The 12707-nt window shown below is 42.4% G+C and carries 11 protein-coding genes; 6 read left to right on the plus strand and 5 right to left on the minus strand.

Going from position 1 to position 12707, the window contains the following annotated elements; translation table 11 throughout:
- Positions 1 to 5 precede the first annotated feature (5 nt).
- Positions 6 to 683, plus strand: coding sequence for a pentapeptide repeat-containing protein (locus tag QUB39_RS10895; protein WP_333056116.1), 678 nt, complete (start codon positions 6 to 8; stop codon positions 681 to 683).
- A gap of 145 nt (positions 684 to 828) precedes the next feature.
- Here QUB39_RS10895 and QUB39_RS10900 read toward each other — a convergent pair whose 3' ends face one another.
- Positions 829 to 1065 carry a hypothetical protein gene (locus QUB39_RS10900; protein WP_333056115.1) on the minus strand — a complete coding sequence of 79 codons (237 nt, stop codon included), beginning with the start codon at positions 1063 to 1065 and terminating at the stop codon, positions 829 to 831.
- A gap of 95 nt (positions 1066 to 1160) precedes the next feature.
- Between QUB39_RS10900 and QUB39_RS10905 the strand changes: the two genes are divergently transcribed.
- The 3 genes from QUB39_RS10905 to QUB39_RS10915 are packed head-to-tail and all read left to right on the plus strand — an operon-like array spanning position 1161 to position 2959.
- Positions 1161 to 1628 carry a pentapeptide repeat-containing protein gene (locus QUB39_RS10905; protein ID WP_333056114.1) on the plus strand — a complete coding sequence of 156 codons (468 nt, stop codon included), beginning with the start codon at positions 1161 to 1163 and terminating at the stop codon, positions 1626 to 1628.
- Positions 1606 to 2007, plus strand: a complete 402-nt coding sequence (locus QUB39_RS10910; RefSeq protein WP_333056113.1) for a pentapeptide repeat-containing protein — start codon at positions 1606 to 1608, stop codon at positions 2005 to 2007. Before QUB39_RS10905 ends, QUB39_RS10910 begins: the two co-directional genes overlap by 23 nt.
- 46 nt (positions 2008 to 2053) lie before the next feature.
- Positions 2054 to 2959, plus strand: coding sequence for a pentapeptide repeat-containing protein (locus QUB39_RS10915; protein ID WP_333208452.1), 906 nt, complete (start codon positions 2054 to 2056; stop codon positions 2957 to 2959).
- A gap of 167 nt (positions 2960 to 3126) precedes the next feature.
- Here QUB39_RS10915 and QUB39_RS10920 read toward each other — a convergent pair whose 3' ends face one another.
- Positions 3127 to 8508, minus strand: a complete 5382-nt coding sequence (locus tag QUB39_RS10920; RefSeq protein WP_333208451.1) for a DNA/RNA non-specific endonuclease — start codon at positions 8506 to 8508, stop codon at positions 3127 to 3129.
- Between the two features lie 510 nt (positions 8509 to 9018).
- Between QUB39_RS10920 and QUB39_RS10925 the strand changes: the two genes are divergently transcribed.
- Positions 9019 to 9492 (plus strand): pentapeptide repeat-containing protein, encoded by a 474-nt coding sequence (locus tag QUB39_RS10925; RefSeq protein ID WP_333058348.1) that lies wholly within the window; start codon positions 9019 to 9021, stop codon positions 9490 to 9492.
- A 142-nt stretch (positions 9493 to 9634) separates the two neighbouring features.
- Here QUB39_RS10925 and QUB39_RS10930 read toward each other — a convergent pair whose 3' ends face one another.
- Positions 9635 to 9892, minus strand: a complete 258-nt coding sequence (locus tag QUB39_RS10930) for a hypothetical protein (RefSeq protein ID WP_333058349.1) — start codon at positions 9890 to 9892, stop codon at positions 9635 to 9637.
- A 157-nt stretch (positions 9893 to 10049) separates the two neighbouring features.
- Between QUB39_RS10930 and QUB39_RS10935 the strand changes: the two genes are divergently transcribed.
- Positions 10050 to 10520, plus strand: coding sequence for a pentapeptide repeat-containing protein (locus QUB39_RS10935; protein WP_333058350.1), 471 nt, complete (start codon positions 10050 to 10052; stop codon positions 10518 to 10520).
- Between the two features lie 115 nt (positions 10521 to 10635).
- Here QUB39_RS10935 and QUB39_RS10940 read toward each other — a convergent pair whose 3' ends face one another.
- A complete protein-coding gene (locus tag QUB39_RS10940; RefSeq protein ID WP_333058351.1) occupies positions 10636 to 11148 on the minus strand; it encodes a hypothetical protein in 513 nt (170 codons plus the stop codon).
- A gap of 8 nt (positions 11149 to 11156) precedes the next feature.
- The gene (locus QUB39_RS10945; RefSeq protein ID WP_333208450.1) at positions 11157 to 12701 is read right to left on the minus strand and encodes a DNA/RNA non-specific endonuclease; all 1545 of its coding nucleotides are present in this window, start codon (positions 12699 to 12701) and stop codon (positions 11157 to 11159) included.
- Between the last annotated feature and the right edge of the window lie 6 nt (positions 12702 to 12707).

Below are 12707 nucleotides of genomic sequence, written 5' to 3' on the forward strand. Positions count from 1 at the left end.
AAGTTATGGATGCAGAAGAATTGATCGGACGGTATGCTGCTGGAGAAAGAGACTTTGCAGGTCTTGACCTAAGTGGAATTCTTTTGGGTAGACGTTACGCTGATGAGTTAATCAAACGATATCAAACTGAAGAAAACACCAGAATTGGAGGAGTCAACCTGCGCGGTATAAACCTGAGCGGCACTAATCTGGAAGGGGCTAACCTAGAAGCCGTTGATTTTATGGGGGCCAATTTGAGTGGAGCCAACTTGACTGGAGCTATATTGCAGGTGGGGAGGCTCAATGAAGCTAACCTGAGCGGAGCTAACCTCAGAGAAGTTATCCTTAGCTCGGCTCGACTGCATCAAACTAACTTGAGTGGGGCTATTTTGGAAAGAGCTGTCTCGTATGATGCGGAATTCATAGGGACGATTCTGAAACAAGCAAAGCTCAAGGGGGCTGGTTTAGAGACTTCTAGCTTTATTGACGTTGATTTTACCAGTGCTGATTTAAGAGAGGTAGGTATAGGACCAGCTACCATCAAGCAATGCAACTTTACCAAAGCCAATTGGAATCGAGGGTGTATTCAACGGTGTACGTTTATCGATTGCGATTTTACCAAGGCTAGCTTTAGGAAAGCCGGTGCAATAGAATCGAATTTTATTCGGTGTAATTTTACAGATGCTGAATTGGTGAAAATGTAAGTTTTTGATGCCTGCACGAAAGTTTCTATTTTCTAAATAGCTAGAGAAATAGAAGGTCAGTGAATGTTGAATTTGAACCACTCACTGACCAGAGGAATAAATCCCTAAGTCATTCTTTTATAGCAAGCGCTCAAAAGGAACCTTCTTAATCCGTTCCAGGTGCTAATCCGGCGGGTGCTGGTACTGCCAACTGGGCGGGTATATTCAGGGAGTTATCGCCAAAGTTTAAGTTGAAGGCTCCTGCAAATTCAAATCCCGCCGGCAGCGGTAGGGAGAAGTTTTGTTGGTTGACTGGGGCAATGCTGACGGTTGTGTCTTGCTTTAAGGCACCGGGGGCTATCATTACTGTTGATGTGCCGTCTGTTGAGCTGATGACATTCAATAAGGAAGGCTATCCCAAGTATTTCCAATAGATTCTTGACTGGGAAAGCGGTATTATTAACACTATCAACCGATTACAAATTAAGGGTTAAAGTTATGGATGCTGAAGAATTACTTAGAAGATATGCCAATGGCGAGAGAGACTTTGCTGAGGTTGACTTGAGCAATGCCAATTTGAAGAAAAGCAAGCTTATTGATATCAATCTCACCAAGACCAATTTAACAGATGCTGACTTGAGTGGTGCTGAGTTGATGAATGCTAACTTGAGTGGTGCTAACTTGATTTCTGCTGAGTTGATGAATGCTAACTTGAGTGGTGCTAACTTAAGCGATGCTAACATGGATTGTATTGACTTGAGCGACGCTAATTTGACCGAGGCTAACTTGACCGAGGCTAACTTGGATGGCGCTGAGTTGATTAAGGCTAATTTTAGTGGTGCTAACTTGAAAGGAGCTTGGTTACAAGGGGCTGACTTGACGGGAGCTAATCTAAGTAATGCCTGCTTAGAAAACGCAACTTTGCACTATGCTGACGTGACTGATGCCAACCGAGCGTGGAGCTAATTTGAAAAATGGTTTTTTATCTAGGCTCAACTGCCAAAATACTAACCTCACTGGAGCCGACCTCAGCGATGTAGACCTCGGTGAAGCTGGTTTTCATAAAGCAACTCTAATTGGCGCGAATCTAAGTAATACCAAACTACATCAAACTGGGTTTTGGAATTCCGATCTTACTGGAGCTAACTTTAGTGGTGCAATTATGGATGAAACATCATTTGATGGTTCAAATCTGTGCAATGCTAATCTGATGGGAGCTAGACCCGATCCTGAATATGACGACTCAAATACAATCAATCTGTGCGGAAAATGGGAAGACGCTACTTTGTGCAATACTATAATGCCAGATGGAACGATCCGAAATGATAATTGTACGGATCGATGAATGGAAAACATTACTATAAAACGATTACAAATTAAGGGTAAAAGTTATGAATGCGGAAGAATTAATCGGACGATATGCTGCTGGTGAGAGAGACTTTATTGGCGCTGACTTAAGGAACATCTGTCTGATGGATACTTTTCTAACGGACATCAACTTACGTAGTGCCAATTTAGAAGATTCTTTATTAATGAGAAATTTTCTGATTAATGCCAACTTAACTGGTGCTAACCTGAAAAAAGTTAATCTTTCAGATTCATATTTAATGAATGCTAACTTAATTAATGCCAATCTCAGTGATGCTAATCTCCATCAAGCTGATCTAACAGGTGCTGATTTAACAGGCGCTGATTTAACAGGCGCTGATTTAACCACAGCTCAATTGATTGGTGCTAACTTAATTGATGCTAAGTTAAATAATATTCAAACTAATAAATCGACAATTTTTCATCATACTATTATGCCTTCTGGAAATCGAAAAATGGATTCGGAGCGAGGCTTAAGTGGTGAAGAATTCAAAAGACGCTATGCAGATGGACAGAGAGAATTTACCGGAATAGTCTTACATCGAGTTAACTTAGAAGGTGCTAACCTACCTAATCTGGATCTGTCCTATGCTCATTTCAGTCAAGTTAACTTGCGTAATGCTATTCTGGAACCTTTTAGTTGGGACTCGGCACGAATTATTTATTGCGACCTTAGAGGTTCTAATTTAAAGGGTGGCAATTTTACTAATACCAGGTTTATTCACTCTGATTTAAGAGAGGCGCAACTTTTCGGCGAGGCAACCTGTACCAGTTTTATAGAAGTTAGCTTCCAAGGCGGTGTATTCCTATATCATGGACAGTCACCTCCTTTCTGCTATAACGTTACTTTACCAGATGGGGAATATATGGCTGGATGTAGCGATTGCTATCAAAAAACTACTCATATCAAAAAAGATGGCGAGTTTTAATGTTATGAGGATGGGATTTAAGCAAGGTCGCTAAATATAGTAAGGGTGAAGACCTGTCGCCCTTACCACATCTTAAAATGTTATAAATTGCGTAAATTTTATCCTCATTATTTTTCCCCAAAGCCAACTCAGTAAAACTGCTTCAATCAAAAACTAAAACAGAAAATCTAGACTTTTTCTAAAAGATTTTTTTGTACACTTTTGTCAGTAACATTTGAGAGAAAACTAAAATCAAAAGGTGTATTCGAGCCGGGAATAGGCCTGTTGTTAAGAAGAGTTTGAAGTTGTAGCAAGGTAATTCGCCAAGTTGCCACGTTTCTCCATTGTTCAGGGCTTTCGATGGGTTGACGATTTCCCCCTAAGAGTTGATTTAGAGGATGTTCTTGAGGCCAAGATTCTGGTTCTGAGCGGTTAGGAGTTATAAATGTAAACATAAGTGTTTCAGAGGTAATTTCAGCATTTGGTTTAGGCAAAGCCATAATTGTTTTCCAGGTCCATTCAGGAATCTGAATATTGTTCTCAAAGTTTTGGGGGTTTGTATTCCCTCTGTTAATAAAAATACCATTGTTTGTTAGTTGATTTAAGAGTGCTGGAACATTAGTTTTTTTCTGAGTAGTCCAATTATTTCCTAAAGCACCGGCAATAATATAAAGTTCTTGCCCTTGCTGAACACGATCCTGTACTTTTTGTTCAATATTAAACCAAGCAGAGGCAGTCAATGGATTTGTAGAAAACAATCTATTATTGTCCATAGATTGTGCAATTAAATTAGTCCCCATATAGGTTTCTATGGCATCTTTAGAGTTTCTGTTTCTGTCTCGATCAGGAATTAAATGACCTTTATCCATTCCTACCCAAGGCTGCCGAAATATAGTACCATCAATTTGAGGCAGGTTAGAATTTGCTGAAGTGGGCGACAAAAAAGGATCTGCTATGAACTGGATGTCTGTTCTTGTACTAGATGGTACAGTCCACGATTTATTAACTTGCCAACTCACCCAGTTAGAAAGTTTTGTTTGAGTATTGTAGGATACTACATATCCTGGTTTTTCAATCAGTAAATTTGTTGGTTGTTCTTGAGTTAAATCCCATCTAGCGTTAGTAGGGTTGCCAAGCTTGAGGTGTGGACTCTTGAAAAATACATTATCTATGATAACATTTGCATTGTCATCACCTTCTAGGCTAAACGTCAGCTTAGCTGGTTTTCCTACAGATTTTGCGAAATCTTCGTAAGCCAGTAATTGCAAGGGTAACTGAAAAGTTTCAAATCCTGTTCTTCCAAATCCAATACTATTGATATTCTGGCTATATATTTTTCTGATTTCATCGACATCTTCTTTGTTGGCCTCAGCTACAGTAACGGAATCCTGAGCTAGATTTATTCTCTTTATTGGTATGTTTACTCCTTCTACTTCAAGTTTTACATTGAGTATTCCACTTCTGCTGGGAGCGTGAATATCAAACCGCAAATTTCCCCAATCATTTAGCATAAAGCGATTATGGGAGATGCTTTCACCACCTTTTAACTTCAGAGCATAATTGGGTTGATAATCTTGAGCTTGAGAGTTAATACCTAATAAGCTCAAGTAATTGGAAAAATTGGGAGATTGTTGAGCTATCTCATTCCACTCTACAAGGTTGTTGATAGGTGACACCAAAGTTGATGTGGCACTATTATGAAAAGACCACCCAGGAATTTCCTTAGAGATAGTATTCCGACCAAATTCTTCAGCCCCACTCTTATTAGGAATAAACTGGTCAAAATTCCCATTAAACAGAGTAGGAACCGCATAATCCCCCCGCATACCAGCAGAAAGAGTATTATCAAAACTCACCGGAACGCGCCCAACAGAACTCAACGTCCGTCGGTCTTTACCTCCACCCAAAACAGAATAAAACCAACCCTCACCAACCCCTTCACCATTGCCATTATCATACCAAGGTTTAGCAGCCGGGAAATTCGGATCGAACAATTCGGGTAAACCCATTTTACCCAACATATCGTTAACTGCTTGAGGCTTCTCAGAAGCCTCCACATGAGGATACTGAAGTAAAACTTCCTCCAGGTCTAAATCAACCGTCCCAGCATACCATCCAAATGCTCGCTTGTGCGTCCCTCCTACAAAATCATCCTTAGTAAACCCAATACGACTGTTTTCACGACCTGGTTCCTTCTCACGAGTACCGAGTAAAATCTCTCGGTCTGCCTTCCCTAAAGTAACACCATTAGCTTTAGGAAAATTCAGTCCAGCAGGTTTGGGATTCTTATCCAACTCCTCTTGTGGAAGTAGACTCAAAGAACGACCATTAGGAGTAGCAGTACCACCATTCGGGTCAGCCACAGTCTGATAATAGTTATCAGCAAACGTAACATTATTCCAAACCTGAATTTTGGGTTCGTAGAAATCGCTGAAATTTGTGCTGATAAAGCCAGGTAATTGTAAATTCAAACTAGGTTGGTAGAAATCGTGCGGGTCAATTGTTGTCATTTGGAGGTCTCGGTCAGCCATAGATTTGCCGCCCGCTTGGGGGAAGAAAGTCCCTAAACGCTGTACAATTTCGCTATTGACAACCGTCCCTCGACTGAAGCCCATGAAATGTAGTGGCGAATTGAACAAATCCCCCTGCTGGCGAATCAGCTTCCCTTCGCTGTTGTACAACCGGTTTAATTGATTGCCTTGATACTCTCCAACCTTACCCCCTAATGCCAGATCCAACTGCACCAGAGAAGCAAATAAAGCATCAGCCGCACCCTCAGAAAAGCCAACGTCAGGAATGACTGATTCTCTGTCCAACGACCATTCTGTCAGCAACACTAACGGTTTGTTCTGGTTGAGGTATTTAATCTCCTTTCCATCTATAACTACCCCGGCTTTTAAGTTATTTGCCAAAGTTGATAAATAATTAGGTTCGCTGGTGTTAAGCCCCTCGGTCAAATTAGTTATCACCCGTCCCTGTATATCTATAGGAATCCAGTTACCTGTAGGCTTGTCGTAGCGCATAATTAACCCGCTGTTTTCCGGTGTATTACCGCTAACAGTGGCAATTTTGTTGGCCATTTGGAAAAAGGAATCAGGAATCCCAGACTGGTTAGGCAAAAGTGTAAAACCATGAGTCAACACGCTGACACTGCTGAAAGGACTGTTGCTATCAGGAGGTAGGGTTTTAAACTGCCCCAAATCTTTGGTCACAGCGCCGCTATTACTCACAGCTTCTACAGCAAAGTTGTAGTTCTGCCCCGCAGTAAGACTCTGAGGTAGCGTGAAGTTAGTGCTAGTATTTGCGGGGTCATTTAAAGGTTGGTTAAGAGGCGTAATCCCGTCATGGCCGTACCACTTGTTAGTATCTTTCTTCCAAGTCGCCGTCAGAATTCGGTTGGGATTGAAATCGTCATAACCGTTCCAAGGCTTAGAAAGAAGTTGACGCTTTTGTGTTTCCGAGAATCCGGGAAGGAGTGCCGAATCTGATAAATTGACAACCTTATCCCGAGGCAATAAGCCCTTCCCTTGCTCGAAGGTACTGACAAAAAGATTAACTTCTTTCACATCCTCCCAACCAGGAGAAAACTGCCATTGAAAAGTCGGAGTCAGGTCACTTGTAGTTGTACCAGGCCCCTTCAAATCCAGCCAATCAGTCGGTGCAGAACTCAAATCCCGTAAATTGCCTCCAGTACCGACTGGTGCGCGTGTTGTCCCCGGCAGCACCCCATAAGTAAACTGATTAGCAGGTCGATTCTCCTTAGTAATCCCATAGTCAGCAGCAATACTAACCGCCGGATTGATATCATCAATAGGAACCCTTGTGAAATCAGCCGCAGTCACAGACCTCGCCGTAGTAGCATTGAAGAAAGGAGACTTAACACCCCTGTCAAGACTATCAATTTTGAATTGACCGGGATTGTCCAGAGTTTTAATAATTTCCTCAACATCGAAAGCATACACGCTCCCGCTACCAGTCAGAGAAGGATAAGAGCCATAAAGGTATTTGTTGTCATTAGAAAGCACTAAATCGTTAGTAAGAGCCTCTGGAATCGGTCTGGTAGCACCGATTAATTGAGGATTTGGCCCCAAGGGGTCTTTAATAATCCCAATATTTCCCCCAGAACGCACATCTGCAGAAGGGCCAAGACTTCCAGAATTGCGACCAGCCACAAACCCATACCGCCCATCCCGCGTTACAGTGACAGATACCCCCTCATTCACATCAAAATAATCAGTAGGAAAACCCAAACTTAAAGGGGCATAACTCACAGAAGCAGTAAAGTTAAGAGGATCGTCCGAAGTAATTTCCAACACCCCAAAACCAGGCGCGTCATTATTCTGGTCAGGATTACTCCGATTCAATCCGTTTGTGAACACCATTTTCGTCGGCTCATTCGTAGCTGATATTCCCTCGGTCTCCGAAATAGTAGGAATAACTCCGATTTGTTGATGCCACTTACGAGGATTAGAATCTTCATCCTTCGGTCGATCCTTCGAGTCAATATTGATTGCATAAATCCGACGATTAGGCACTTGCTCATTATTATCAGAACCCGTGCCGAACAGCCGCCGCCCGTCACTACTAATTGCCAACTGACTCAATCCTAATGGTGAAGTGACGTTAATAGTCTCAACTACTTTGTGATAAGTTGCCGAGTTAGGGTTGATGTCAAGGACGTAAATTTTCGCTTGATTTAAGTCGCCAATGTAAGCATAATCGTCTCTAGGACTGATGACTATTGACTTGGGTCTAGCGCCCGCCGGCAGGACAATGGGATTGACGCCTGGGGTATTTGGCTGAGTATCTACCTGTCGCAGTACCATTGCATCGACCAATGCCACTTGACCTGAATTCCTCAAGGTTGCGTAAACGCGATTTCCGTCGCTAGTCACGGCTGTTGATTCTGCCCAATCTGTGACACTGCTAGTCCCCACAGGAATTTGAGCCAACAGCAAGTCTTTGCTGTTTGTAGTATCAACCACTGATTCGGGGTTTTTACCGTTGAGAACCGCTACTCGGTCAGAACCGCCCAAGGCTGCAAAGACGTACTCTGCCCCCTGTGGCAGCCGAATTGGATTGCTGTGGTACTGGATTTCTTTGTATACTGGTGTAACGCCTTTTTGCTCGACGATCTGGTTCTGCTTCCTCTCGAGCACGACGCCTGAAGCGCCCAGCACTACTGTATCAGGCACTTTAACTGCTACTTCATACTGATTGCCCCCAAGAGAGCGGCTGCGTGTCGGTACTACAGTGCCCTCATACATAGAGTTGCCTGCATAGAATTTAACTGTCAAATCTTCAAAGTTACTGCCTTTGGAGTCGCTGGCGTTGTTGACCAGAATGTTGCCCCCGGTCAGAAATAAGAGGGGCTCATTGTTCTCAAATGCTTGACCGGAATCATCCTTGAATTTCAGCTCAGCCTTTTGGAGGACAGGAGGGGCTGTGGGGTCAGAGGTGGTTGGGGCTGGCATATTCAAAGCTGCCTTGAAAGTGGCAGTGCCGTCGTCGTTTCGCTGCACGCCTACCTCTGTTACGACGGGAAGTCCCACCTTGGGGATTGCTACCACCTGCACTGAAGATATGTCGCGAGTTACGGTAAAGGCCGGGGTGGTAACGAATTTGTCCGGGTCGATTAACTGACCGATGTTTCCCTGGGGGTCAATGATGCCAAAAAATGCTAGGGGGTCAACTTTTCCTGAATCATTCTGTTTGTCTGTTAAAGATTGAGTCGCGGTTTGTACTGGGTTTTGTAAATCGGTTGATTAGACTTCTGCGCTGATATTAGTGTCAGGTGAAACTGGGTTAGATGTGGCTGGAATTAATGGGGCTGTTGGGGGCTGTGTAGTCGGCGGTTGTTGAGAATCTGAAATATTTTATGGCAGATTTGACAGAAAGTCAAAATTAAAATTATAATCGCGCTCTCGGTTGCGTTTGTTAAGAATACCTGTGAGTTCTAGGAGAGTAACTCTCTAAGTATCAGGATTTCTCCAAGCCGTTGCATGAGTTATGCGGTCGGGATATAGAGCATTAAAAAAAGTGCTATTGTTGATTGTGTAAATAGATACAGGAGTTGAGTTATGGAAAAAGAAAGAATAACTGTAGAAGAATTACTCAGACGCTATGCTACTGGCGATCGAGATTTTAGAAACATCATTTTGGAGTATGCAGACTTGAGCGGGGTTGAACTGCAAAATATTGACCTGACTGGTGCTCAATTTAACTACGTTAATTTGAGCCGACTCAATTTGCATAGGTGCGAGTTAGGGTCGGCTCAATTTTGGTACTGTAACTTCAGGGAAGCTAAAATCACCTCAAGTCATTTGGAATACAGTAGGTTTTTTGACTGTGACTTGAGAGGATTTAACAGCAGTAGATGCGACATAAGCTCGGTTAATTTTACTAGAGTCAATTTACAAGGTGCGAAGCTTGGGGGCTTTGGCGAAGACCCTTGTAACTACTGGGACGTTATTCGCCATGACGGAGTTTTTATTTCTGGTTTCACTTCCAATCTGTATCGCTCTTCCTGCAGCAATACTAACAGGGAAGTATGAGATTATAATAATATCCTAAAAAGTTATGAGAGTATGATTACTTCTGGGCTAAACGGAACTTCTTCCTGTAAGGCTAAGTTCCGTTTAGCCCAGAAGTAAAATATCAAGAAGGAGGAGAATATCTCCCTTGATTCTTCAGAGCTTACTGAATATCTTCTGGCAGATTTGACAGGAAATCAAACTTAAAGTCATAGTTGCGAACTTTGTTACGTTCGTTAAGAATATTTGTGAGTTGTGGAAGAGTAAGTCGCCAAGTATCTGGGTTCCTCCAAGTCGCTGCATTAGTTATGTTACTGCGAGCGCTGTCCAAAAAGGGAGAAAACACATCATTATTAAGCGGATTTGGAACCCCATCTGAGGATACATTATTCCAATCTGGTTCTGCTATGTTGGGCGTCATATATGCGAAAGCTTCTATGTTTGACGAAGTAACAATCGAGTTGTACTATTGAGACAAATAAACTATCTGCGGCTGCCGAGCGCCAAGCTAGAGTTGTGTGGTATTTGGGGATGAGTTTGCTATTATTGAAAATGCGAATAGATGCAGGAGTCGAGTTATGGAAAAAGAAAGAATAACTGTAGAAGAATTGCTCAGGCGCTATGCTGCTGGCGATCGAGATTTTAGAAACATCATTTTGGAGTATGCTGACTTGAGCGGAGTTGAACTGGAAAAGAGCGACTTGAGTGGTGCTCAATTTAACTACGTTAATTTGAGCCGACTCAATTTGCATAGGTGCGAGTTGGGATCGGCTCAATTTTGGTACTGTAACTTCCGGGAAGCTAAAATTACCTCAAGTCATTTGGAATATGCTAGGTTTTTTGATTGCGATTTCAGTGGAATTAACACCAGTGGCTGCAATCTAACTTGTGTTCATTTCACCCGAGTTAATCTTCAAGGTGCTAAGCTCTATGGCTTTGGAGAAGATCCTTGCGAGTTTCGGGACATTATTCGGCAAGACGGAGTTTTCATACCGGGTTTTACCTTCAATCCCTATCTCTATTCTCACAACACTAACAGAGAAGTATGAAATTATAACAAGGTTATCAAAAGTTGTTAGAGGATGATTTTCTGCCACTAAAAGAAGCAAAATGTCAAGAAGGAGGAGATTATCTACCTCGCTCCTTCAAGGCATTTTGAACATTTTATGGCAGATTTGAAAACAAATCAAAATCAAACGCATAGTTGCGAACTTTGTTACGTTCGTTAAGAATCTTTGTGAGTTCTGGAAGAGTAACTCGCCAAGTATCTGGGTTCCTCCAAGTCGCTGCATTAGTTATGTTACTGCGAGCGCTGTCCAAAAAGGGAGAAAACACATTATTGTTAAGCGGATTTGGAACCCCATCTGAGGATACATTATTCCAATCTGGTTCGGCTACGTTAGGCGTCATATATGCGAAAGCTTCTATGTTCGACGAAGTAACTTCGGCTCCTGGTTGTTCCACAGCCATGATTGTTTTCCACGTCCATCTAGGGATGTGAATTTGTCGGTTTGACAAATTGCTAGGGCTTGTATTTCCCTGATTGATATACTCTCCATTTAGAATGTCATCAAGCAATTCAGGAACATTCGTTTTCTTTTGAGGATTTGGATCGTTACCAATAGCTCCAGCGAAAATGTAAAGCTCTTGCCCCTGAGTAACCCTGGGAGCTACCACTTTATTTTCTATATTGAACCAAGCTGAAGCATCTGCTGCATTGTTGCTTCCTTGAACAAAAAATCGATTATTATCCATTGACTGGCAATCAAATTAGTTGTGAGGTAAGTTGCTAACTGGTCTTTAGGATGTCTCAATCTATCTCTGTCAGGAGACAAATGACCTCGATTCATTCCTAACCCCGTAAAGATATTTCCATCATAGGTAGACAAGCCACTAGCTAATAGATCGGGGTCAGTTATAAATTCCGGTCTTTCTCTTAATCCTTTTAGTAACTCTCCTGGTTGTGTTTCTGGTCTTGTAACCCATGTTTTGTCTACTTTCCAACCAACCCAGTTGGCAATTTTGGTGTCAGCATTGTAAGACACTGCGTACTGGGGTTTTTCAAGCAGCAAGTTGTTTTGATATGTACTGTTGCTAGGATTCCATCTAGCTTCAGTGGGATTGCCAAATTTGAGATGGTCGCTCTTGAAGAAAACATTATCTATGTAAACGGAATCGCCACCGTCTAAAGAAAAGGTTATTTTCGCTGGCTTCCCTCGAAACTCTGCGATTTCTGAATCAGTGAGGTTTAACTTAAGTTGGAAGGTTTCAAATCCTTTTCTCCCAAACCCAATCTTATTTTCGATATCAGAGTAGATATCCTTAGTATTCTGAATTTGATTGTTGGTACTGTCAATCAAAAAGTTTGCATCTTCTGCAAGATTGACGGTTACATCTTTACTTTGACCGTCGATCGTTTCAAGCTTTACATTCAGTTGTCCGCTTTGAACAGGAGCAAAAACATCAAACCGCAAATTACCCCAATCGGGTACAACAAACGAGTCATGGGTGGCTTGGGTTGGGTTCCCAGCTCCCAGGAGTAGAGCATAGTTGGGAATGCCATTTGAGGGCGGAGTAGCTCCAGGAATACCTGCTACATCAATTAGGGCGCTTTGCTTGAGTTTGTTATCAGTTCTATTGCTGTACCAGCCCGGAATATTTTGAATGCTATTCGGGTAAAAAATTGCATCAAAATTGCCATTAAAGAGCGTAGGAACTGCAAAATCACCCCGCATTGCAGGTATTGGGGTATTATCCTCGTAAACCGAAACCCGATTATTCTTCAAATACTCCTCAAAGTCACCCAACTCACTTTTACTATTCTTCCCACCATCAAAATAAGGTCTTACCTCAGAACCTCCCCCTAAAACAGAGTTGAACCAACCCGTACCAATTCCTTCCCAAGGAGCTTTAGTATCGCCCTGAGTAAAACTAGCATTAGTGTGGTCAGGAGTGTACCAAGTCTTAGTAGCATCAGCAATATTATTTTCAGCCAAATCACCCAAGCGACGGTAAATTGTTTCGCCATTCTCCGAAGGAAACTGACTTTCATTGAGATTAGCAGTCCCCGCATACCAAGCCAAAGCAGCCCGATGGGAAGCACCAGCCCCGTCATCCGGCTTAAAACCAGCCAGATTATTAAGTGAAACATTAAAACCAGAATTATAAAGTTTGTGAGGTTGAATTTCATCCACCAGGATACGATTGGGATGTAGTCTTGTCTGGCTCACGCTCTG

Source organism: Microcoleus sp. AT8-B5, assembly GCF_036705565.1.
Classification (GTDB): domain Bacteria; phylum Cyanobacteriota; class Cyanobacteriia; order Cyanobacteriales; family Microcoleaceae; genus Microcoleus.

Bases quoted from the DNA above. Each gene is read 5' to 3' on its own strand.
- QUB39_RS10895 (WP_333056116.1), top strand. From the start codon at position 6: ATGGATGCAGAAGAATTGATCGGACGGTATGCTGCTGGAGAAAGAGAC.
- QUB39_RS10910 (WP_333056113.1), top strand. From the start codon at position 1,606: ATGCCAACCGAGCGTGGAGCTAATTTGAAAAATGGTTTTTTATCTAGG.
- QUB39_RS10930 (WP_333058349.1), bottom strand. From the start codon at position 9,892: ATGACGCCCAACATAGCAGAACCAGATTGGAATAATGTATCCTCAGAT.
- QUB39_RS10935 (WP_333058350.1), top strand. From the start codon at position 10,050: ATGGAAAAAGAAAGAATAACTGTAGAAGAATTGCTCAGGCGCTATGCT.
- QUB39_RS10915 (WP_333208452.1), top strand. From the start codon at position 2,054: ATGAATGCGGAAGAATTAATCGGACGATATGCTGCTGGTGAGAGAGAC.
- QUB39_RS10925 (WP_333058348.1), top strand. From the start codon at position 9,019: ATGGAAAAAGAAAGAATAACTGTAGAAGAATTACTCAGACGCTATGCT.
- QUB39_RS10905 (WP_333056114.1), top strand. From the start codon at position 1,161: ATGGATGCTGAAGAATTACTTAGAAGATATGCCAATGGCGAGAGAGAC.